Origin of the sequence: Roseateles koreensis, from assembly GCF_028595305.1 — a bacterium.
GTDB classification, from domain to species: domain Bacteria; phylum Pseudomonadota; class Gammaproteobacteria; order Burkholderiales; family Burkholderiaceae_C; genus Paucibacter_A; species Paucibacter_A koreensis.
On the sequence record NZ_JAQQXS010000021.1, the window covers coordinates 1 to 23,380 of the forward strand.

Below are 23,380 nucleotides of genomic sequence, written 5' to 3' on the forward strand. Positions count from 1 at the left end.
CCCCTCCAGAACTCCCAGAAATCAATATCGATTGGATATCTTCCTGGGAGTTCCGACCATCGGCATTCACCCCAAATCACCAGTGTTCATGCGGGTTGGCGAGGTATTGCAGGTCAGACTAACTATTGAAGAAGTGGACTGGATTATTAAACACTTAACTCTGCTATTGAAAGATGCGTTTCCAGAAAAAGTAGAAAAATAGAAATCACAATCGTTGAACTTGAACTAAAACAACAAGTTCGCTGCGAGTTTTTGTATGAGAGTCAGAGCCCATGCCGAAAAAGAACGGGTTTTACCTCCTGAGTCCATTGGAGGTTTCAACCGTTGAAAGTCGCTGATAGCCGGGTGGTCGCCAAGACCCTGTGCAGCGATGGTGAATCGCACTTTCAACGGTTGAAACCTGCGTAGCATGCTGCAGGCTGGCCATTGGCGATCCGGCCTACTTTCAACCAGGGGTCAAAACTTGTTCCTTTTGACACCAGAGCAAATGGACAGCTCATTAGGCTCAAAAGTTACTTGTGAGTCATTGCAAGCCAGGCTCGCAATCGCTATATATCTTTTGATACAAAGCACACCCATGGCCCGCATCGCTTATTACAGAGTCTCTACCCGCGACCAGACTATCGAATCCCAGCGAAGCGCAATTAGTTGCGGCATAGCGTTCGACAAAGAGTTCATTGATGAAGGGGTCAGCGGTGCCGTCCTGGCTGCGGCCCGCCCTGGATTCAGCGAGCTCCTCAAATACACCAGGGAGGGGGACACCTTATTCGTGTCCGCAGTTGACCGGTTGGGTCGCGATGCCTTGGATGTCCAGGCCACGGTTCGAAATCTCATTGGCCGAGGTGTCTCGGTACATGTTCATGGGCTCGGCTTGATTTCGAAGGGGGTTGGCGAGTTGATCCTGGCAGTTTTGGCTCAGGTCGCGAGCTTGGAGCGAGATCGAATTGCTGAGCGTACTGCTGCCGGCAGAGCGACTGCCCGATCCACCTTGGATGCTACCGGCAAGACACACCGGGGGAAGACAAGCATGGGCCGTCCCTTCGGGGCCAATCCAGGTGAAGTTGCGCAGTGGCGGAGGGTTAACGGCGCCAGTATGAGTCAAACTGCAGCTCAGTTCGGTCTGTCACTGTCTACGGTCAAGCGGTACTGCTCTATAAAAGGCCAAGCCCTGGCAGACTGTGTGGCAGCCAACCTCACTCGCATGACAGATTCTGATTCGTCCATGAATGCGCTGTTGACAAAACTTGAAGGTGACGTTCCCTCGCGCTCTGACTTCGGCCCTTTTCGTGGGCGAAGAGGGTAGCTGCCATGTTTGATTAGTCAAAACACGAACCATGTTCACATTCGATCTACGTGCGTTTGATATATGCCGGCGCCAACCGCAAACTGTGTTTAACCGTTAAATCGTCAACCGCACAGCTTCCACATCGACACGATCAAGGGCGACATCAAGGCGCCTTAAAAGACCGCCCCTTGCTCTTCAGCACAAGACTGGCAAAGCGTCACACTGGACATCCAACCGACAGGATTTCGCTGCGAGCACTCTTTGCAGACGGCAAAGTAGCGCTTGCGCTGGATCACCGAAGCCGCCTGCTGCTGAACTTTGTGTGGTGGAGTGTCAGGCGAGAGGGCAACCAAAGGCACCCACTTCATCGAGGGTTCATGCCCCGACCATGTGATGTCTCCTACAAAGATAACTATGACGTCCGGATACTCGCTGACACGGACAAACTCATCGATGAGCTCTTGATCTTTGTTCATGTGCTCTTGCTTCCGCATTCAACCAAATTTGCTGACTTGAGGTCATATATTACCCGTGTAATTGATCCATCCTGAAGACGCTGGACGGCTTCATCAATCACATGATGGGGCACCATGAACCACTCCCTCGGCCTTACTGCTTACTGGATTCCCGAAGCGGTCATCAATAGTTAGGTCAAGCTGCGCGGATCTAAATAGACGATGGAAGATACTTTCCAGTCGCGTTCTATTCGCATTGTGCAATTTGTAGGTCGCGACCACTTCCACGGCAGACAACAAGTAGGTGCCCCAGCGCCGCAAATCGCGAAAACCGTTGGGCCGGCACTTGTTGGCGGTCGGGTTGGGTGGACAGGTACCAGGTACGCTTCAAAAATATTTGAATTTCTTCAACACCTGCGTAGTTTGTTGTCTATACAAAAAGCCGGTTTCCGGTTTTCACTAGGACAAACAATGCAAACAATGACGCATTCGCAAATTTGCAACACCAATTCAGAGCCTGCATCTGCACAGAGCGCGCCGCTTTTGATCAGATTGATCAGAGACGCCGCTCGGCGCCAGGGTCGGACGATTGAACAAATCGCCGCAGACCTAAACGTTACTCCGGGCTACCTGCATCAGCTCAGCAGCGGAATCAAACAAATTCAGAATGTGGGCGTGGACTTTGTTCAGTCTGCAGCCCAGTTGCTGCAACTGCCACCGGTCATCGTGATGATGCTTGCAGGGACTATTCGGCCAATCGATTGGCTAGCGCCAGATGAGCAGTATCTTGTCGCCGAGCGAATTCGCGCAGCTGATATGCGGGACGATCCAGCTTGGTCTATGCCTCGACCGTTTTCGGGCGATGCTACTGATCCAAGTTTGCGGGCAGCAGAGCTATGCATGTACGAAGCATTCAAAGGGTGCTCCCGAAATGCAAACGGTGCGCCGCCTCGGTTGCTTTCGAACATTTATCGTTTGCTACTACGAGTGGGACTCGATCAACTGACAGACACGGATTTAGAAGCCACGCTTCGTTAATATTTTAAAGGGCGCCCTAGTGCGCCCTTTTTTCTTCGCCTAAATTCAGTCATCGGGTCATTTGCTGCAGGCTACTTAAGCAAAACAAGTTGAGGTACGGCGTCATCGCCTGCCCAAACAATTGCGTTTTGCTCTAAGCGGTGGCCTAACGTCCTGGCTGCCTCCAAATTCAATCCCAGCACCAAATAGCTCGATTCTCCCGGCCAATTATTGTTTGGATGCTGACCAACGCCCTCAATAAAAGACAAGCTACGCGTCTTCAATTCCTGCGCAAGCTCGACTTGCCGCCGGGAGTTTTCTTCATCAGTCAAAACGGCACCAAAAGGGTTGCAGGCCGTAACGAAGGCACTGCTAAGAACACCTGTTGCTACCTGCACGGTCGCCAACTCTTGCGATGCAACACCTATTCGTAAAACGAACGGAGATTCACCGATAACCCTGTATTCAGTCTCTTCGTAAGCACGCCGGGTTTCAGGCTCGATGATTGATTCGAAATTCATTTGCTTTTCCAAAATTGACTGCCTAGGCAAAGGACAGCTATGCACTGATGTTTGAAATCCTGGCCTGGCGCAGCCTTACGTCCAACTGCTGGCAGACATTCCGCCCTTGTTCGTTCTTCCGTTCATGTGTTCACCGACGTCAGTGAGTCATTGGCGTAAGGAAGTACTTGGGGTATGCCAAAGCCCTCAGGGCTGACTGCAACCGCTAGGGCGATCACTTCAACGCCTGAAGCAACGGCTTCATCGAAGGCCTCGGCATAGACGGGATCGTGTGTATTGCTGACCACGAAACTTTTTGCATCAGCTCGTTGAACAAGAAAGAGCAGGACAGAGCGCTTTCCTCCCAAAGCTTGGCTTTTCAACGCTTTTAGATGTTTGACACCTCTTGGTGTAGCAGAGTCAGGGAAGCGGGCGACTCCACCTTCCACGACGGTAGCGCTCTTCACTTCAACCAAACACTCACCGTAAGGGCCGGTGAGCACAAAATCCACGCGGAAACCTACCTCCACCAGTTGCTCACGGGCCAGCGTGCAATAACTCTCAAGGCCCGGCACCAATTGCAACCTCAAAGCCTCCTCAACAATGCGGTTTGCAAGATGTGTATCCGTTCCGATCCAGCCATCCTCAAACTCAACCGCTCGCCAGGTGTACCGACGCTTTCTTTTCGGGTCCGCGCTATCCCAAAGTAGAGCTGCCATGCCGGAGGTCAGGCAGCCAGTCATGGCACCTGAGTTTGCACAGTAGACCAGCTCATCTGACCCTCCTGGCAAAGACATTTCAGCCAGAAACCGTTGCGGTCGGCGCAAAAACACTGCCTCACGCTGCGGCTGAGGAAACGTCATAAAAATGATGTCGCGACTCATGGAAAGCTAACCTTAAAGGTTCGGGCGCACTTGGCGCACGTAGGTACCGGGGGCACTCTCTCGGCCCGCTCAGTCCTCGAACGCCCGGTTCTTGAACTTCAACTGATCGCAGTTCTCACGCGCGGCCCGCTGGATACCATCGTCGAAGCCACTTGGCGACTCGGCCTCGATCTCGACGGAGATGCGCACCTTCACACCGGGCTTTTGCGTGAACAGCATAAGCACCTCCTCGGCAACATCCGAGAACTGCAACTTGGCTCTGACCGGATCGAGCTCCACGGAGCCAAAGAACATCGTCTTCTTGGCCGATGCTGCGCCGCCACCCGAACCCGTGCCTGTTCCCGATCCGGCACCAGTCGAACCGCCACCGCCCGAGCCAGCTGATCCCTCGCCCGTGCCGGTCGAGGTAGTAGAAGTTCCGCCCGAGGATTCGCCTTTGGACCCGCCTCCGGCGCCTGTGCTTCCCGCTTCCTTCTCCTTGGCCGCTGCCGCTCGCTCTGCAGCCTCCTCAGCGAGCTTGGCTGCAAACGCTGCCGCCGCTTTGGGCTCGATCAGCAGCAATGCATCATCAAGAATCGGGGTAGTGCTCTGCGCAAAACTGAAGCCTTGGAATCGGCCTTCCTCGCGCCCGTAAGCGATGCCGAAGAAGTCGCGGGAGGCCGCGCCCGCGGCAATGGTGGCTCTCAAATTATCGGCTTCGCGCAGTCTCGGCAGATAGAGGTAGCAGCAAGTTTTCTGCCACGTCTCCAAGGCACCGACCGCCGTCGCGTCGTCCTTCCAAAACCACGTTTGCAGCATCTTGGCCAAATGAATCGGCGCCCACTCGGTGATCAGGAGCTCATGCTCCTTGAGTACCTTCTCGATTTCCTCGGTGCGGTTAACAGCAGTCGGATTGATCAGGAAGTGGTCCCACTGAAGCTCTCCAATGCCCTTGCCGGGTTTGGCCTCCTGCAAGGGCGCCAGCAGCCACTTGAAGGTCTCGCGCACCATCCGACCCAAAGCGTCGTTGGCGAGTTCAAGGCTTTTCGATGCTTGTTTAGTCTGATGACCGTCGAGATTGAGGCGCCCTTCCTTCACGTCATCAACGATGGACTTCCACGCCAGAAGTGAAGTTACCTGATCTCTCAGGCGAGGAAGGCTGTCGGTATCAGGGGCCAAGAAGACCAAACGATTTTGCTTTTGCCTCGGCTGGTCACCCCTCCCCTTCAAGATTGCGGTGGCTGCATCAATTGCAGGACTTTGAGCACCCTTGCTGAAGGTCGCCTCCGGCGACAGCACCACGAGCCGGAGCTGCCAGTCGTCCGGCACGTCCGACGATGGCGTGAACACATGGGTGCCGCCAAAGACGCCATTGGCGAAACGCAGCTTGTCCTTGATGAAGGGATATACGTCTTCGCGCATGTCGAACCGCCGCTTGCGGTCTTCCATCTCGCGCCGGAGGTTGGGGCGCGTGTCGAACCAGAAGCGGTTGTTCGCGCTGTTGATGTACTGCAAGCGGTCCACCAAGGCCCGTACACCATCCTTGTAGTGACCCAGCACTTGGCCAGGCTGCGCGCTGCCCAACAGCATCCGCTCCAACTCGATGCCTCGGTGGTGCTTGGCGCCACCCACGGCTCCGGCGTCAGGGGCTGAACCCAAGAACACGGTTCGCGCAATGCGGCGGCATGCATGGATCGCACCGAACAGTGGGCGGGCGTTGTCGAGCTCGGTGCTCGCGGCCCGTTCGCCGTCAATATCACGGTCCAACACGGGGTCCCAGCCCTGCTCAAGGTAAACAATCGTTTCGTTTCTTGTGTCTGAATCAAATAGCGGGAGGCTCCCTGGTTGAATCATGAGGTCATTGTTGCCGGTGGTCCAAAGACGGTGGATCACTGTGGCCATCAGCTTCAAGACACCGCGTGTCCTTTGAAAGTTAGGCAGCGACGACCAATCCTCATAGAGCCGGTCGAAGACTTCCGGGTGGATCGGATAAGCGTGTTTAAGCCGATCTAGGTAGCCGGTCTCTTGGGTTTCGGGCGGGAAGTCGCCCGCGTTGGCGGTGTAGTAGTCAGCATAGGCGCGGCACACTTCCTCGGCGGCGAGACGATCCGTGACATCCGCGAACAAGCGCCTGCGAACGATCTCGAAGGCCTCCTCGGTCGCCACCGGCTTCCACAAGGCCTGCACACGTCCAAAATAGTGCTCCAAAGCCCTCAAGGCCTTCACGCCCTGCTGGCTACCTGCCTCCCGATCCGAGAACGGGAGCGACGCCAGAAGAATCGCATTGGGCACGGCCTTCAAGGCTTCGGTCAGCGACTGGATGAACGAGAGCTGCGTGTCGTAGGTGCCGCCCGACAGCGTCTTGCCCTCCTCGAACTGCGAAACGTACCGGACCAACTCGTCCATCAGGATGATGCAAGGCGCGCTGCCGCCAATGATGTCGGCCAGCACGCTTTTTCCCGGAGCCGTCCCGTCGCGGTCAGCTTCCGAAAGCTTGGCGAAGGCGGCTTCTCCACCCAACTGCCAAGCCATCTCGCCCCAGATCGTTTTTACGGTGGTCTTGCCATACACGCGCGGCTTGCTCGCGAGGTCCAGCAAGTCCACGCCGTCCAGCACTGCCACGCGGGCCTTGGGCAACTCGGTGATACCTGCAGCATCCAAGATCGGCGGAATACCCTGCATCTTGCTTGCGGTGGTTGCGCCCTTGGCTAGGTGATAGACCGCCAACAGCGTGTGGGTCTTGCCGCCTCCAAAGGCGGTCTGCAACTGCACGACCGGGTCGCCGCCTTTGCCAGCCAACCGCTTGACGACGGAGTCGAGCAAGAGGCGCATGCCTTCGGTGATGAAGGTCCGCTGAAAGAACAGGGCCGCGTCCTGATACTCCTCGGTCGCGATGCCCTGATGCACCTTGGAGATGTCGGCGGCGAACTCGGCTTGCTGGAAAGTGCCCTTCAAGACATCTTCGTGGGGGACGGCGATTTCGCGCCAAGGTTTCAGACTCATTGTTTTTCTCCCTTAATCCTCGATAGACATTTGCGATCCGAAGTGGCCCTTCTCGTGCGAGGCGTTTTCGATGCCCGTCCAAGAGGTGATCAATTCGTTGTAGCCCATGGCCTCTTCCGCCCAGCCCTTGCGCTCGCACAGGGTGTAGAGCCGATAGGCCAGATTTCGAATGTGGTCGGCTCGGGCGGGCATTCCTGCGAGCAACTCTCCGGACGCAGACTCGCCTTGGGCTTGCAGCGCCCGGATCATTTGGTGCAAAGCCTCCCAAACCGGCGTGTTGTTGTCGTTCTCCGGCAGCCAATCCGACGGGTATTCAGAAGGCTTGAACAACCTGACGTTGCCTGAGCCCGACTCGACCACGCCAGCGGCGGCCACGCCTTGTACGCTTGTCCCCTTGGCTCGGGCCAGCACGTCGGCTTGCCCGAATTCGCCCGCCGACCAGCCTTGCTCATCGAACCACGAGAGGCAGAACTGAGTGTCGGAATCAAAGTCGTCTGCGCCTTCAGTGAGCATCTTGTTGATGATAGTCAGCGCAGTATGGACGGTCATCGGACTACCATCAGCTTCGAGCACAGCCGAGTACTTCGAGAAGATCGCCATACCAGGGCCGATGACTGCTTGGGCCAAGTCAACGGGAGCAACTGGCGATACCCCTTCGGCTCCGCCAATCATCACGTCTAGCGCTTCGGAAAGCTGATCCTTGAGCTCGCGTTGGAACTCCCGGCGCGAAACCGTTTGGGCATCTGTATCACGCTTTCGGCACACCAGCACGATGGAGGAGGCCAAAGCATTCGATCCAATAGCCCGCCCCCGGCTGCTGCGCTCGGTGCGCACGGGCCAAGTTCCTGTGATGACGAAATCGGCCTTGATGACCGACTCTAGGAAGCTTTCCCAGCCGGAAGACGCCGTGCCGCTTGCCCCTGTGTCGCTTTGCTTGAACGCATAGTAGATGGTGACGGGAACCGACTCGTTGGACTTCGCATGCATTTGGCGCAGAGCCAATGTCATACCGTCGGTGAAGTGGCGCATCGCATCGTTGATGTCTGCATACAAGCTGTGCGAGGCCACCAACTCGTCGGCCTTCGGCGTTTGCCTGGTCGCGAAGATGTCAGGGAAGACTTGTCGCAGGCAGGGGCGCATCCAGATGTAGAAAAAGTCCGAAAGATTCGAATACGGAACGTTGTCGTAATACGGCGGATCGGTGGACACCACCGTCTGCGACTCGTTCGGAATGCTGGACTTGGCCGCGTCAAGTTGCATCGCGTGCCCTGTCTTGTAGGCAGGAAGCAAATCGATCACGCGCGCTATCCAGCCCAATGCACTTACCCATGAACCGCCGCCATCCGTCAGAGGATTGATTTCGCCGTAGTCCCAAACGATGGGCAGAGCGTGCTTAGTGAACGCGTGGGCGACAAACTCGCCGCCCGACTCCCATGAGGTCAGTGTGTTCCAGTAGTCGGCCGCCCGCCCAATCGCGCATGTCAAGTAAACAGATATTGCCTCGGCGTAGGCGGTGGCGCCCATGCCGCCTTGCTCCAAGCCCAAACCATCGTCCTTTAAGCCTGACTTGATCGCGTCGCGCTTAATGACATCGCGCGCCTCGACCACCAAAGCCCCGAAAGTGGACAAAGCCAATTGCTGCCGGACATTAAAGAGGCTCTGGAAGGTCTTCATGCCATAGACCACGACATTGGTGCAACCTGCCCAATGCAGGATGTCCGCCTCCGGCGCTGTGGGTTCGATGGCAGAGAAGTCCAGCTCCTCCATCTCGCTGGCCGCGACGTAAGCCTTGCCATTGGGCGTATTGACTACGGCAGCCATCATCCGCTGACCCATTCGCCCAGAGACCCCTTCTGCTCGTATATAGGTCAATGGAATTGGTGACTCTGTCAGGATGCAAATCCCTCCACGGCCACCGACCGTGCTGGTCAATTTCGGGCTGCCTCCCTCCTGGATTGCAAACGAGTAGCTACGCTTGTCGGCGGCGACCTTGGGAACGATGTGCATTTCCCTGCCTTCGCGCGTGGCGAGCTGAAACGACTTCGCCAACGGAATATGGGCACCACCCGCTGCGGGGTTGGGACTCGCGACAGTCCTGCACCAAAGCCAAGTCAACACGGTGCCCGTACCTCCACCCAGCCGTTTGGGAAGCTTGATCGGTGCGTAATGCTTGGCGAGCCTCTTGGAGGCCTCCTGCCCGACCCATTTGCCATAGCGGCGCAGGTCTTCAGAGAGTCCTCGGGCTCCAAGCCAGCGCTCGGGAATGCGCTCTTGATTCGCGGCCAATGACTGCGGCCCCACTGGCGGCTTGTCCTTGAACCGCGGTGGAATCTCAATCATGGCCTTGTTCAGCACCACGGGCACAGGATTCAAGTCAGTCGCGTAGCTCTCGAATCCAAGGCGCTGGGCCTCCAGTGGAAGCGAACCACCGCCAGCGAACGGGTCATGGAAGACTGGCAAGACGTTAGGGTCGAATCCGGGCACTCCCGGATTGAGGTCGCAGGTCTCCTTCCACGACTTTCGGATTTCTGCCCGAGCTCGGTCGAGCACCTCTTGGTTGTCAGTGTTCTCCCACTTCACCAAATCGCGAATGATGTTGAACAGGCGCTCGCGCTCGATCTTGGCCTTCTCTTTGTTGACGCCGCGCCCTAGATGGCGCTCGTAGCCTGGATCATTGACCATCTGAGCGAACAGGATCGCCCTCGCTGCAGCCAGCGGCCGGCGGGCGAACCAAAGATGCAACGTGGACGGATGCCCGTGGCGGATCGACTTTTCCTTGGACGATGCGACATTGATGTCGTCCAGTGGCAGAGCCACTTCGATGAGTTTTTTTGGTGTTTTGATGGTCATGATGCTTGCGCCCGTTCGAGCAGAGACGCGAGGTCCAAGTTGATACTGGTTACCGCCCAATCAGGCTCTTGCGTGAAAGGGTTGCGGACGTAATGGGGGCCTTCATGGTCGTCGCCATCGACGATCACGATGGCCAAGATGAACTTGTCGGCCTGGTTAAGCCCATAGAGGATTTCGTTGCGGGTAACGGTAATGGTGGATTGGCCCTTGGATCGTCCCTTGACCTCGATATGGCGGGCCTGCGGGAGCTTGCCCTCGACCACCGGGACAATCGCCGTCAAATCCCATCCGCACTTCTCGGCGGACACGTCGATTACCTGGTGCCCCTTGGCCTGCTCCGCCTTGCGGACGGCCTCCATGGCGACCTTCTCGACGCGGGCTCTGGCCTGCGCATCGGCTGACCATGTCGGGCCTTCGACCTCCCCACTTCGCATCGCTATTAGCCCCGCCGGAATCACGAGGGCGCCGCCTACGACCACCGGCATGCCAGAGACCACATGCCGCATGGCTTGAAGCCCCTTCGTGCGGGCTTCAAGGCGCACCGTCAATTCATCAATCGTGCGCCGGACATTCTCCAAGGGAAGCCGGACATCCTTGCCTACGGATAGGTCGGTCTTGAGCTTCTCGTGGCGGTCGGACCAGTAGTCAATCTCCTTGACCAACCGCTCGTGGATCGCCGCGAGGTTCTTGTCGATCTGGCGCTCGCGGCGCTCCCTGACTTCCTCGAAGTGCTCGGGCACGAGCTTGTCGGATGCATGGCTGAGAGCTGCCTCCTCCAGGTCTTTCTTGATCCAGTCGGCATCGATCTCGTTTGCCACCATGGCCCGCTGATCCGGCTCGATGGGGTTGAGGTCCAAGTGGGGCGCCCAACCGGCATTGCAGATTTGGCCGTGGCGGTCGATGGTCACGAATTGCAAGCGGCGCGATACAACCAAGCCCGACTCGCCGCCCTCCTTGACCGAATGGTCGATCAGAAACAAAAGCTTCGGATCAATGCCCTCGTCGTTGGGGTCCACCAGCACCGCCCCTTGTTTGAGCTTGCCTCGGTGCTGCTCGATCATGAGGTCCACAACCGACTGCATGAGAGGATGGGCCGGGTGCAAGAGGCTCGCCACCGCTTCATTGGGCTTGTCCTCGATGCGGACCTTGTTCTTCTCGAAGCAGACCCGCTCGTATTTGGTCACCACCGGATTCATGTTGCGGCGATCCCGCCCCGAAATCTGGCGGTCGCGCTCGCGGATGTTCGCGGGAACAAACGTGATCTCGTAGCGGCCTGATCCACGCGGGCGCAGGTCCCCGCCAAGACGCTCGAAGGCTTGGGCAAAGAATGACCGGATGAAATAGGGCTGGAGCTTTCTGGCCTCGGCCTTCTCCATCTCTTCTTTGAGAGCGAACAGGCGCTCCTCGCTCATGACTTCTTCGGCCAAGGCGTTGCGTTTGATGATCTCGCGGAGCTTCTCGGTTTCCAACGCGGTTGCGACCACTTCGCGAAGATGGAGCTTGCGGGCCGGGTCTTCCCCGTAGCGAATCGCCTCGATCAGCAAGTCCCGCAGGCTCACGCCCTCGAAAACCTCGCCCAAGATATCGAACACACGGCCACCCAAGGCTTTGCGCTCGATCTCGATCTTGTCGAAGAGCTTTTGGAACACGTCGCCCTCGCGGGTTTCGGCGGCGACCATGTTCCACAAGTGGCAAACCTGCGTTTGCCCGATGCGGTGGATACGGCCAAAGCGCTGCTCCAAGCGGTTCGGGTTCCAAGGCAAGTCGTAGTTCACCATGAGGTGGGCGTTCTGCAAGTTCACGCCTTCCCCCGCCGCGTCCGTGGCAAGCAAGACACGTGTGTCCTTATCGTTGCGGAACAGCTCTTGAACCTTGCGCCGATCTTCGCGGTGAACCCCGCCGTGGATCATCACGACGGCTTCATGCTTGCCCAAGAGGCCCCGAATCCGGTCGGCCAAATAGTTCAATGTGTCGCGGTGCTCAGTGAAGATGATGAGCTTGCGCTGCAAGCCATCGGGGCCACGCATCTCAGGCGTGTTCTGCAAGAGCTCGCGCAGCTCCTCCCACTTGCGATCTTGTCCAGAATGGACCAAGGTCTTCGCCTGTTCTTCGAGGTGCCCCAGTGTGAAGACTTCGGCTTCGAGCTCGGCAATGGTTTGGGCGGCGGTGGCCTGGTCAACGACTTCCTCTTCGAACTCCTCGTAGTCCTCAGGGGCCATGTCGTCAGCCGAATCCCAAATGTCCTCGGACGCCTTATCCGCGTAGGTCTCCGCCAATGACTTGCCGCCCCCGCGCTGCTTGATCTTCTCTTCTTCGATCCGGCGTTTGAGCTTCTCGCGGCGCCGCTTCAAGGATTGATAGATCGCCTCGGGGCTTGATGCCAATCGGCGTTGCAGGGCCGTCAGGGCGAAGCCGACTGTTCCCTTGCGCTTGCCGTCGAGTTGATCCGCGCGGTTCATCTCTTCTTTGACGTAGGTCGTTACGTCGTTGTAGAGCTGCGCCTCAGCTTCCGATAGCTTGTAGTTGGCGGTGTAGGCCACCCGCTCAGGGAAGAGCCTCGTGCCATCGAACTTCAACAGGTCTTCTTTAACCATCCGGCGCATGAGGTCGGTCACATCGACCTTGTGGGCTCCGTCGCGGAACTTGCCATAAAAGCGATCCGAGTCCAGCAGCGACATGAAGAGCTGGAAATCCTCCTCCTTGCCGTTGTGGGGCGTGGCCGTCATCAGCAAGAAGTGCCGGGTGACAGAACCCAAGAGCTGGCCCAGCTTGAAGCGTTTGGTCTCGTTGATCTTGGTGCCGAACCAAGTGGCCGAGAGCTTGTGGGCTTCGTCCACCACGATCAGGTCCCAACGGGAATTCCTGATCTTCTCTTGGAGCTCTTCACTGCGCGAAAGCTGGTCGAGCCGGGCAACGAGCAAATCGTGGTCGTCGAACGGGTTGCCCGACCGGCTTTGATCCATCAAGTCGCGACCAAACAGCGTGAACGAGAGCCCGAACTTCTCGAACAATTCGTCTTGCCACTGCTCCACAAGGCTTCCAGGCGACACGATCAGGATGCGGGCGGCGTCTGCACGCATCAGCAGCTCGCGAATTAAGAGTCCCGCCATGATTGTCTTGCCAGCACCCGGATCGTCGGCCAGCACGTAGCGCAGCGGCTGCCTTGGCAGCATGGACTCATAGACCGCGGTGATCTGGTGCGGGAGCGGCTCAACGTTCGACGTATGGACCGCCATCATGGGATCGAACAGGTGCGCGAGGTTGATCCGGTAGGCCTCGGCAGCAAGCTTGAATTCCGCACCGTCAGCGTCGAAGCTCCAGGGACGCCCAACGGATGCGATGTTGAGCTCCGACTCGTTGGAGCGGAACAGCACCCGCTCGCCCAAGCGGCCGTCATCGGCTTTGTAGACGACCGTGACGGCGTTGTCGCCCAAGGGGTCGGCGCTGACCACACGCACCACCTTGCCGGGTTCGATGCCGGATATCTGGGCGCCCTTGGATATTTGTTCGAGTTTCATTCGGTCCTCCCCTGTGCTGCTTGCTCATCGGCTGCAGTCTCGCCCGCGTCAAAGTATCCCGGCGCAAGAGTGGCACTCTCAACTCCATAGAGCGTTTGCGGATTGCGTAGCCACAAGTGATGCGACGCATGATCGAGCCGATGTCCGGGCGAACTGTCAACAGACCATCGCCGCAAAACATAGCCGACAAGGGCGGCCCTTGCCTTGATACGCAAAACACCCTCCAACATGCCGTAGTCTGCCTCGACGGCACTGGGCCATGAGATGCTCGGATGCGGGACCAGCTCTAGGTCAACGATCCGAGCCCATTGTTCGTCGGCGCTCAAGAGCTCATGCTCCTGCACTTCGCTTTCGATCATCTGAGCCTTTGTCAGCCGCGTGAGCACGAAGTCGCCAAATCGAGCCTTGTCACGGTCGAACGCTCGGATGTGCCAGCGAAACCCGTTGTCTGCCAAGGCAACCGGCACCAGATCGCGACATGTTTCGCCGGAAGACAGCGATAAATAGTTGACTCGTACTGCCTTCTTGGCAACCAAGGCTCGGGTGATGGTTGCAAGCACATCCAAGTTCGGCTTTATCAGTTGACCCGGCCCTTCACAAGGCGCTGCTTGGCGCAGCTTTAGATCGAGGCCGTCACCAAAGCCTAGCAACAGCCAGGCCAGGACTCGTTCTGTCGAAAAAGGGAAAACCGGACTAAAGGAATCGGACGGCCGATAACACCGCCCAGCCACGTCGTAATCAAGATTGGCCGGGGCGATATCGCGATAAGAGCTCAAGTCCCGTGAAGCAGCCGCGGGCTTAACGCCAAAACGAGCTTCGATGTCCCCTCGCCGCAGCTCACCGGCAAAGAAAGCTCGCAACTCAAGGAACGCAAGGCGTTCGCGTTGTGCCTGCGGCACATCCATTGATACGGCCAAGCTGTCCTTTCCCATGCTGATTGCCCGCTAGAAGATGTTGAATAAGATCAGAAAGACGATACCATACTCATCATCTTGATTAGGTAGAGCTCGTACAAATAGACCGCCAAACTACCCCAACAACGACTCAAGCACGCCAAGGAAAGCACCTGAGTCGTTCACCAATTTGATGCACCGCTCGCTTCAATTTCTTTCAAGTTGGCGGCGATACATCCAACTGCGGACCGAGGCCCCCCAGGGTCGTTGTATGACATTTCTTGTAAATCAGTATTGATTCTTCTATCGGCTGTGTAAAACTGATCGTGTGCCACCAGTCATTTGCGGAGTCGTATCCACACCGAACCGCAGAACCGCAGAACCGCATACGGGCGGTCTGTTCAGCCAAGCCGGATTTGCCACGCTACCTTGCGTCGAACCCCGTCCCAGATGCAACCGTCAGGCATAAGTCGCACTAGATTGTGGTCTGCAAGTACAGACATCGCTGCCCTTGCGCCGTCAGCACGCCGCAGCTTTGCGGGGCCAGCTTTGACCAGTTCTCCTAAGGAAATGCTGGAGACTCTTCGATCTCGCAACCAAGTCCACAACACTGCAGCGTCACTGGTCGCCACGCTGTGGACCTTTGATCCTTCGAGCCGAAGTGCTTCATTGAGATAGAAATGAACGACACGTTCCGCTCCGATTAGCTGCTGCAAATTGATCGAAGAAGCGTTCATATCTTGTATCAAAGTAAAGCAGCCGGCTACGCGCAGGATCTGCTCAGCGGCTTTGGAGGCGAATCGGCGAATGGGATGAAACTCCTGACCAATAGCGTGTTCAATATCGTTGAACATTGCTATCCACGCATCCAGCACCTCTCCTTCGACAACAAGGCCTCGCGGCGCGAGTTCATGAAACTCATTGAGTGGCCAGGGCGTATTCAAGATGGACGAAATGGCGTCGTTGTACGCGAGGAATTCTGGCATCTGCACAACATTGATATTTCGATACATCCGCGTGCCAGCGGTACTGCCTGGATATGACGTTAGGTACCTGGCGAACAAGCCGGAGTCTTGCAGTGCTGCATTAGCCAGCCAAGTTAGGGCCGCACGCGGTTGAATCATCAAATGCACCGCGACGCGGCGCCCGAACAACTTCACCGCACCCTCCTTCGCTCGCACCCGGTCGAGCGCTTCACCATCCCACAGTTGGTTCAGGCCGGCGGCAGTGCGCAGCGCGGCATCATCAGACATTGCATGGCCACCGATAAAGCGTCCGCCCTCAGCTGAGAAAATTCCCAACGCTGGCAAACCGGTTCCGAGAAGTTTCGACAAGCCTTCAATCGTCGGATCGCCCGTCAAAAACACGGCATCCCGTGGTTTATCCAACTCACCGCGACCCGCATGCCCGGCGCTCTTCTGAGGCTGCGTTTCCCGCCTTTGCTGATCAGCCAGGAACTTCTCGAAGGCCCTGTGGGGCCGCAGCACGATTGAGTCAACAGCACTCTTTCTTTCTCCAGATTCTGCGACTGAAATAACGAACAAACTGAGCGGAGATACGGAACCATGGGGCATCAGCACGTTGCCGAACGGTTGAACCGCAAGACTTGCAGCCGCGATCAGGCTGCCGCCGATGATGCCATCGGGGGCTTGAATTGCATCCGAGATCAGTCTCCCTACATCACACAAAACACGCGGTAGTGCGTCCATGGGAAACGGGTTTGGCGCTGAGGATGCACCGTCCAGGGGAAGCGGCGGGCCAAGCCATTCCTCGTTGGTGCTGGGTTCTTCAAAACTCAAAATTTCTGGAAGATCATTTTTCATATGGAGGTCGTTTGCTAAGCAGTCGGGGGTCCGACTAAAAGCGCGCTTATGTGTATGCACAAACGCACACCAGTCTGCTAATTCAAACTGGATGTAGCTGTCTATGAAGAACTCACAGCCTGTTTATGCGAAACGCCGCCTTCTGAGAAATTTTTTGCTTTTTCTGCTGACTCTGCATTGTTGAAGCTATACATAGAGTCGGCACATTGCCCGGCATACAGGACAAAACATGATCGAACTACAAGTGCCAGATGCAAGCCGCTACGTAAATGAGTTATGCCAGGAACAGGACGAACCCATTCTGATTCGGCTCCTCGATATTCATGCTGCTCAAAGCGGCTGGAGTACCGCTGATCTCGCCCGTTTTCTGGGGGTCACAGTTGGCTACCTCAGCCAACTCTCCTCGCGTCAAAAGGCCATCCACCGAATTCCGGATGACCTGGTGGGCGCATGTGCTGATCTACTCAGCGTGCCTGCATTTGTGGTGCAACTGCTGGTTGGCAGAGTCAAGCCAGCGGACCTTGTTACACAACCTGGAACTAGCAGTCTTTGCAACGTCGAATTGCTAGAAGTCATGCTGGCGGACAGCATCTGGATGGAGTTGGTGCCCCTTGGTATCGTTCATATGGAACTCGAACTTGTGAATGCGTACGTGTGTTTGCATGTACTCCATTCAGAAAGTTCAGTCGTGCCCAATAGCAATGCTGACCTTGTGCTGAAACGCCTGGGGCACTTTGCACAGCAGCTTGAAGCTTCCAGCATGGATTCGAAACAAAAGTATTTCGAAGAGGACTTTCTTTGATCGCTGACCGCCCCTTTTGGGGCGGTCTTTTTCGCCTTCCTAAGCCAGTGGGTCGCGCCTCCCAAACGGCCTCTACCCCTTGCGGTTCTGCGGTTCTGCGGTTTCGGGGCACATCGAAAGCTAGGTGTCAAACGTCGAAAGCTAGCCGCATGACGCAATCCGCGCTCGCTGAGTTGCACCGTCGCCGACCAGGGCTCCTAGAAGTCCTTGCGGTCCCCTCTTCATACACCTAATCTTGCCTTGGGGCAGGGCCATGGGCTCGCCATGTGTGCACGCCGGACACACTCGTGCTGCAGACCGAGGGGTGATCGCCCTGCCCTACCTAGCTCATTGGGCTACTGCCGATTTCGTAGACACTGATTGAGACTGCGCAACCACCGCCCAACGAACCTTGTTTGCTCGTAGACCGCGCGGCCCGCAATAGACTAGACACGCACTAGCACGTGAACCCCAAATGGCGGAACATAGGGCACCCAAGGAGACTGCAATGACTCACAAGGACACGCCACCAGAAGGCCGTTTCAACAAACTGATCGATGAACAACTGGATCTGGCCGCGGTCAAGCTGAGTTCTGCGTTTCACCTAGGCCGTGCCGCCCAAGCAGCTTCGAAAGATCTCGATGCAGCGAAGAACTTCGTTCGCATGACCGATACGTCCACGGATCCCATGCTGGCAAAGCTTGAAGAGGCGATTCCAACGCGCCCTGATTTCGGGCCATTTCGAGGTCGAAGAGAGTAATGTCGGGCGGAGCAGCCCGTTGACCTTTTATCCCGAACCCGATGGTGTGCACTTGCACTACATACTCTGCAGCAGCACATCTCTCCGGTGGCCGTACCCATTTCTTCGTCAAGCGAACCACTTTCTGCGCCGGGCGTACCTATTTCTGCGTGAATGCCTGCGGAACATCACAGTTCGGGCAGCTGGTCCTCCTGGCCGAGCGTAAGGATGTTTAACGGTTAAACACGGAGGTACCGGAACACGATTTGAGCAAGCCGGGTCCCGAATTGTCCAGCCATCTTGACCCGGCTGAGGCCGGTTTGACTATGCCAAGGAGGTATGACAAAATCGATTACGAAAAACCTCTAGAACCCTCGAATTTACTGGGTTTTGGTGGAAGTGAGTTTTTTTCTCACAGCTTCCGCCAGAAAGTAAGCAAAAACGGGCCTTAGCGGCCCGTTTTTTATTCCTCTCTACCATCCTATCTACCAATCATTGATCTGATTGAATTCAGTAGATTTGGGCCCAAGCAGTTGCAGTTCGTTCCAACGAGGCGGTGTCTTCCAGTTCTCTAGCGGTGCGTCTTTTTGGCCCGGTGGAGCGGCACGCATCCAGTGCCGACCCCGTGACTCCATGGTTGCAACGCTTTTCCGAACCTTGGTCCGTGCCGTTGAGATCTTTTTCCGATCTAGATTAAATCGCATGCCGGTATACGCGGTGGTGCAACGCGAACCAACACATGCCGGATCGGCTTCAGACTCTTGGCCGACCTATTAACAAGGCAATTGGCTTCAACCAGCCCTACCGACCATTTGCCCAACTTGGCACACTTTCCAACGAATTCCGATCTTGCGGCAGGCTGGTGCACAACATCGGTGAGTAGGATTGAAGGCGGTCGCGCGAGTGCAATGCCTTTGCCTGTGAAGTGAGTTCGCTCAGGCGACGCAGTGAACTCGTGACGAATCCCGTGGGTGTAAGCATTGCCCACCAACCTAAAGCAGGGAGCATAAATTGATTATTGAGACGGGAACCAGTCGCGCGCAGATTCCGCTGGAACAACGTGTAGAGATCGTGTCGGCAAACCTGATGCGCGCCTACGCAAAGATCAAGCCCGGTGCAGACAGGAGCATTTTCGAAAAAGAGGTCATCGGGCCCTTGCTGGTCTCAGGCTACCGCGCCGATGAGTTGCTCGAAGACCTGATGTCCATGGCAGGCAAGTCTGATGTGGCGAACGTCGATCAGCACATCATTCAGATCGCCTGCCTTTACACAGCACAGGCCGCACATGCACTGAAGGATGGCGATCGAAATCTTGCTGCAGGCAACCTGATTGAAGCCTATTTCTGGTCCGGCGTCGTCAACGCCTCAGGGGCGCTGGATCTGGCTGAACAAGCGGCCTACAAAGACGCAAGATCGAGCGTGGCGAGATCAGGCTCCGATGCGCGCAAGGCTCGCATTGACAAATCCAAGTCCCGGGCTTTTGAACTCGAACGTGAGATGCGACCGGCAAACGGCTGGCCCTCTTTGAGGCAGGCCGCCATCACTGTTTCAAAGGCCCTGCTTAAAACGCCTGTCAGCGATGGGCACAAGCTCAGCCCTGATCAGGCGCAAAAAACGGTCAGCGACTGGCTCAAAGAACTGCCAGACGCCGCAGAGCTGTTTCCAAAGACTGCGGCCAAGAAGAAATAGAACTCGCCTGACGCAAAAAGCTCTCCCAACCGGAGAGCTTTTTTTTTGCCCGTTTGATTTTTCCGAGTCCTGAGGCCTTGGGAATCGACCCCGCGTGTGTCCGAAAGCGTTCGAAGCCATGCAAATTTTTGGGAGGTTTGCAGGCAAACAACCTACGCGATTGGGCTCACAGTTCTTACGCGGATTGGCAGGGCCTTGGACACTGCAATGGCTGCATTCAACGACGAAAAGGAGCCAGCAATGTCAATCGAAAAAGTCCAATCCGATGTGCGCCGACTGCTGCGCAAACGCCAACTCCAGGAACTGATACCCGTGGCGAACGGCACGCTGTACTCCTGGATGGATAAAAACTCACCCTACTTCGATGCCAGCTTCCCCCTCCCGATCCGCCTGGGGGGTGGTGGTCGTTCGATTTTCTGGATCGCCTCCGAGATCGATGAATGGCTCAAGACCTGGGCCGACAAGAGCCGCGCTTCGGCGAAAGTCAACAAGGGCGTGTAGTGAAGCCGCTGGAACACCCACCGGTCAGGCAAGTGCGGCTTGCTTCGCCAATTTGTCTTGTTCTGAGAACCATCGGTACAAGTTTCATGATCGCGATGAAGGCCGCACCTGCAGGATTCATCGCTGTAGTGAGGAAAATTAAATGACAGTCACCGTTCATGACCAGCGCTTTCCGCGCACTCCTCGTCCGGCGCAGGTTCACTCGTGCGTGCGACTCATCACTGCGGCGGAGGTGCCGCCAGAGCCTATTCGCTGGGTCTGGGAAGGCTTTCTGCCGCGCGAAAAACTCGCTGTTCTGGCTGGGCAGCCTGGAACTGCCAAGACCACAATCGCATGTTGCTGTGCCGCCATCGTGTCCAAAGGCAGCATCGGTGGCATGAACTGGCCGGACGGAAGCCAGGCGCCTCAGGGGCACGTCCTGATCTGGTCTGGCGAAGATGGCGTCAGCGACACCCTGGTTCCCCGTTTGATCGCCATGGGCGCCGACCTTGCCTACGTTCACTTCATTGAAGGGACCCTCGACAGCGGAGGGCGCATTCGGCGTTTTGACTTTAAGACTGATGTGCCTAAATTGCGCCAGAAATTGGCGGAACTCGGCGACGTGGTGTTGGTGATCATCGACTCGCTTGTGCAAGCGGTTTCTGGCAACTCGAACAAAAACGAGGATGTTCGTCGTTCGATGGACCCGTTGGTGGAACTCGCTGCGGAAACAGGTTGCGCCATCCTGGGCCTCACACACGTGAGCAAGGGTGGTCAGAAGAAGGTTCCGCTGGAGCGCGTTACCGGAAGCCTTGCCTTCGCCGCCTACCCGCGTGTTGTGCTGATGACGGCCAAATGCAAGGCCGGTGATGACGCCGGCAGTGTGCTGGTGCGGGTCAAGAGCAACATCGGTCCAGATGGCGGGGGCTTCAGATACTGGGTCGAAGGCACCACCTTCGGTTCTCCAAAGGGGCCGATCGAGACGTCCAAACTACGCTGGGACGCTGAGATGTTGCATGGCACGGCAGCCGATATCCTAAGAGACGCCGAAGGCAGCCATGGAACACAAGACAGTGATGAGCCCAGTGACGCCGTCAAACAGGCCTGCGACTTCCTTCTAACAGTGCTGACGCCTTGCCCGATGCCGTGGCCGCAATTGGAACAACTTGCCGGGGCGCAGGGTATATCGACGGCCTCGATCAAGAGGGCAAAAGCCAAACTGCGAGACCTTGTCGGTTGCGAAAAGCAGAAGGGGGTCGGATCGGCCAGCCCGTCGATTTGGTTTTTGAAACAAGCCACCATCGAGCCCGGAGTAACACCACCATCGTGGCGGCCGCACGCCGTGATGAACCACGGCAGCCCATTTGCCCAGGCCATCGACATCGGTCATCCTCTGGCGCCCTATGCTGGCCTGAGTGCAGGACAGGGATGGAGCGACCCCAACGCTGGGGTACAGGTCGCGAGTCCTAATAACTGGGATCGGCGAAACCACGCGACTTTCACGCAGGTTGACTTCGCAGCTACGGGTTTGCCGAATAGTGCCACCCCTCTTTATCCACTTGGGGTGCACCATGCGCAAGTCGGGATTGATTCACTGGCATCGGCCCGCACCTCACAAGTTGCTCCAGTTGCTCCAGTTGCTCCAGTTGCGCCGGTTGGGCTTGTTGATCGCCGTCATTCTGTTGCACCAGTTGCGCCAGTTGCACCAGTTGCGGTTGTTGGCGTGGTGCTCGACGAGAAGGCGCAGGTGAGCTGGTATCTGGCTGAGGCGATCAAGGATTGTCGAAATGAATTCAGTCGGCGTGAACTGGCGTCCATCACCGATGTCGATGTCTTCACGGATGAGGTTGAGAGCATTGCCCATCACGTGGTCCGGTCCATGGACATCCAGATTGACGGCGACAACGAAGATGAAGTTGACACCAAGGACTACTCCCTAAGAAAACAGATTGCTGACCAGTTGGCTGCCATGAATTGGTGGGAACAGTGACGGCATTGCACCAGCATGATCGATGTGCTGATGACCAAGTCAGCCATGCCATGCTTTACGGTAGCAAGTGAAGCGAGCGAACATGAACGTGAAAAAAACATTTGTTGAACACTCAGCGCCAGGACCAAATTGGCTCTGCCTGCTGCTGGCGCTTTGCGCGAGCACGATCTCGTTGGCCGTCTCGGTGCAAGTCGGCTGGCAGCGTGGTGGATCCAACACCGAAAGGCTGCTCCTGGCCAGCGTTGGCGTCATCGCCGTGCTGGCCGGGCATCTGCTGCCATCGCAGTGCAGCAGTGCCCCCTTGAGGCTGCGCCTAATCGGCTACCTAGTGTGGAGTGCTTGCATGGCTTATGCAGCTTACAGCCATGCCAGTTTCCTGATTGACGTACAAGAGCAAATCGGTCAGCGACGAGTCGATGCAATTGATTCGGCCCCGTTGGCGGACCTGGTCGCACAGCCGCGCAACCTCTCTGCAATTCTTGAAGAGCGATCCAAGGTGATGTTTGAACTGACTCGGCGCTCCCGCGTTGAATGCGAAGATAAGTGCGCTGCAAACCGAGCGCGGCTGACCGCGCTGAACGGACACATTGCGTCACTGGACGCCGAGGCCGAGGAGGTGCGGGCTTGGAAGGACAAGCGTGACCAACTGGACCGACGCAGGATTGCGGCACGTGACGACCCGGTCACGGCGAGACTAGCGAGCACCTTGAGCGTGAGTCGCGAGAGCGCACGCTGGATCACCGTGCTCCCGATCACCTTCATACTTGAAGGACTTGGCTGCCTATGCTGGTCCCTACATTTTCAGAACCGCAACCTGGCAGGCAGGGGCAATGCCGTGCGGACGGCCCGGCGCAATGAGTTGCATGTCGCTCCAGCAATTGAGTCAGTCACGGCACCGATTGCGGTCACTACGAAACCGCTGCCAGTCACGGATGGCACTACTCATTCGGTAATCGCTGTCGGAAGCATTACTAAGCAAACGTCACGGTCGGAGATAGAAGACTGGGCGGCTGTTGTGTGGCCAGAGATCGTTGCAGGACGCGTCAAGCCCACGGTGAAAGAGATACGTGATTACCTGAAGATCGCCCAGGAAAAAGCCCGACATGTCCGGAAAATTGTTTGCAACTGGATAGATTCGGGAGGGCCCTCACTTCCGCCCGTTCATCGTGACTCCCCGCTGTTGCCCTTGTGACCGCCCGAGTCACGCTCTTGGGTCATGTTTGCTGCCTGACTGACCCGCGCGATGACGCGCCCTATCAAACCGAATGACCAGTCGACTGCTGCGTGTGTTGGCAGAACTTCAGGTAAGGCTCTCCTACTCGGTTTGCCGCCTTGGCAGTGAGATCAACCGCTTGGCTAATATTGATGAAATTGAATGAAAACCCAAGTAAATTCGACACTAACTTAATTACCGGCCTCAAAGGGTCGTCTTGCTATTACATATTGCTTTAATTGATGACAAGGAATGCAATTGACCGAGCACTCACTTTTCTC

At 56.8% G+C, this 23,380-nt stretch carries 17 protein-coding genes and 1 pseudogene; 9 read left to right on the top strand and 9 right to left on the bottom strand.

Annotated elements, in window-relative coordinates; translation table 11 throughout:
• Together PRZ01_RS18080 and PRZ01_RS18085 are read left to right on the top strand one after the other, a co-directional pair.
• Positions 1-202 (top strand): hypothetical protein (locus PRZ01_RS18080; protein WP_273598245.1); only part of this gene is annotated, 202 nt, incomplete at its 5' end.
• Between the two features lie 375 nt (positions 203-577).
• Positions 578-1,303 (top strand): recombinase family protein, encoded by a 726-nt coding sequence (locus PRZ01_RS18085; RefSeq protein WP_273598246.1) that lies wholly within the window; start codon positions 578-580, stop codon positions 1,301-1,303.
• A 155-nt stretch (positions 1,304-1,458) separates the two neighbouring features.
• Here the strand turns inward: PRZ01_RS18085 and PRZ01_RS18090 are convergent, their stop codons facing one another.
• The gene (locus PRZ01_RS18090; RefSeq protein WP_273598247.1) at positions 1,459-1,761 is read right to left on the bottom strand and encodes a hypothetical protein; all 303 of its coding nucleotides are present in this window, start codon (positions 1,759-1,761) and stop codon (positions 1,459-1,461) included.
• Positions 1,758-2,046 (bottom strand): annotated as a pseudogene (locus PRZ01_RS18095) (GIY-YIG nuclease family protein); the annotation flags it as partial. The gene PRZ01_RS18090 and the pseudogene PRZ01_RS18095, both read right to left, overlap by 4 nt.
• On the opposite strand from PRZ01_RS18095, the gene PRZ01_RS18100 reads away from it, so the two are divergent.
• Positions 1,963-2,778 carry a hypothetical protein gene (locus PRZ01_RS18100; protein ID WP_273598290.1) on the top strand — a complete coding sequence of 272 codons (816 nt, stop codon included), beginning with the start codon at positions 1,963-1,965 and terminating at the stop codon, positions 2,776-2,778. The pseudogene PRZ01_RS18095 and the gene PRZ01_RS18100 overlap by 84 nt on opposite strands.
• A 71-nt stretch (positions 2,779-2,849) precedes the next feature.
• Here the strand turns inward: PRZ01_RS18100 and PRZ01_RS18105 are convergent, their stop codons facing one another.
• The 7 genes from PRZ01_RS18105 to PRZ01_RS18135 form a co-directional block, all read right to left on the bottom strand.
• A complete protein-coding gene (locus PRZ01_RS18105) occupies positions 2,850-3,278 on the bottom strand; it encodes a DUF3293 domain-containing protein (RefSeq protein ID WP_273598248.1) in 429 nt (142 codons plus the stop codon).
• A gap of 122 nt (positions 3,279-3,400) precedes the next feature.
• On the bottom strand, positions 3,401-4,141 hold the full coding sequence (gene sfsA, locus PRZ01_RS18110; RefSeq protein ID WP_273598249.1) for a DNA/RNA nuclease SfsA: 741 nt from the start codon (positions 4,139-4,141) through the stop codon (positions 3,401-3,403).
• 69 nt (positions 4,142-4,210) lie between these two features.
• Positions 4,211-7,123, bottom strand: coding sequence for an ATP-binding protein (locus tag PRZ01_RS18115; RefSeq protein WP_273598250.1), 2,913 nt, complete (start codon positions 7,121-7,123; stop codon positions 4,211-4,213).
• A gap of 12 nt (positions 7,124-7,135) precedes the next feature.
• Entirely contained in the window at positions 7,136-9,973 is a 2,838-nt protein-coding gene (locus PRZ01_RS18120; RefSeq protein ID WP_273598251.1) for a DUF1156 domain-containing protein, read from the bottom strand.
• Positions 9,970-13,491 carry a helicase-related protein gene (locus PRZ01_RS18125; protein ID WP_273598252.1) on the bottom strand — a complete coding sequence of 1,174 codons (3,522 nt, stop codon included), beginning with the start codon at positions 13,489-13,491 and terminating at the stop codon, positions 9,970-9,972. The genes PRZ01_RS18120 and PRZ01_RS18125 overlap by 4 nt, the downstream gene beginning before the upstream one ends.
• Positions 13,488-14,423, bottom strand: a complete 936-nt coding sequence (locus tag PRZ01_RS18130; protein ID WP_273598253.1) for a WYL domain-containing protein — start codon at positions 14,421-14,423, stop codon at positions 13,488-13,490. The genes PRZ01_RS18125 and PRZ01_RS18130 overlap by 4 nt, the downstream gene beginning before the upstream one ends.
• 362 nt (positions 14,424-14,785) lie before the next feature.
• Entirely contained in the window at positions 14,786-16,207 is a 1,422-nt protein-coding gene (locus PRZ01_RS18135; RefSeq protein ID WP_273598254.1) for a YfjI family protein, read from the bottom strand.
• 229 nt (positions 16,208-16,436) lie between these two features.
• Here PRZ01_RS18135 and PRZ01_RS18140 point away from each other — a divergent pair, with 229 nt between their 5' ends.
• The 6 genes from PRZ01_RS18140 to PRZ01_RS18165 all read left to right on the top strand — a co-directional run bounded on the left by PRZ01_RS18140 (position 16,437) and on the right by PRZ01_RS18165 (position 23,078).
• Complete coding sequence (locus PRZ01_RS18140; protein ID WP_273598255.1) at positions 16,437-17,009, top strand: hypothetical protein; 573 nt, start codon at positions 16,437-16,439, stop codon at positions 17,007-17,009.
• Between the two features lie 487 nt (positions 17,010-17,496).
• Positions 17,497-17,748, top strand: a complete 252-nt coding sequence (locus PRZ01_RS18145; protein ID WP_273598256.1) for a hypothetical protein — start codon at positions 17,497-17,499, stop codon at positions 17,746-17,748.
• Between the two features lie 990 nt (positions 17,749-18,738).
• The gene (locus PRZ01_RS18150) at positions 18,739-19,416 is read left to right on the top strand and encodes a hypothetical protein (protein ID WP_273598257.1); all 678 of its coding nucleotides are present in this window, start codon (positions 18,739-18,741) and stop codon (positions 19,414-19,416) included.
• A gap of 240 nt (positions 19,417-19,656) precedes the next feature.
• The gene (locus tag PRZ01_RS18155; protein WP_273598258.1) at positions 19,657-19,917 is read left to right on the top strand and encodes a helix-turn-helix transcriptional regulator; all 261 of its coding nucleotides are present in this window, start codon (positions 19,657-19,659) and stop codon (positions 19,915-19,917) included.
• Positions 19,918-20,059: 142 nt separating this feature from the next.
• A complete protein-coding gene (locus PRZ01_RS18160) occupies positions 20,060-21,886 on the top strand; it encodes an AAA family ATPase (protein WP_273598259.1) in 1,827 nt (608 codons plus the stop codon).
• Between the two features lie 82 nt (positions 21,887-21,968).
• Positions 21,969-23,078, top strand: coding sequence for a hypothetical protein (locus PRZ01_RS18165; RefSeq protein WP_273598260.1), 1,110 nt, complete (start codon positions 21,969-21,971; stop codon positions 23,076-23,078).
• The last annotated feature ends 302 nt before the right edge of the window (positions 23,079-23,380 follow it).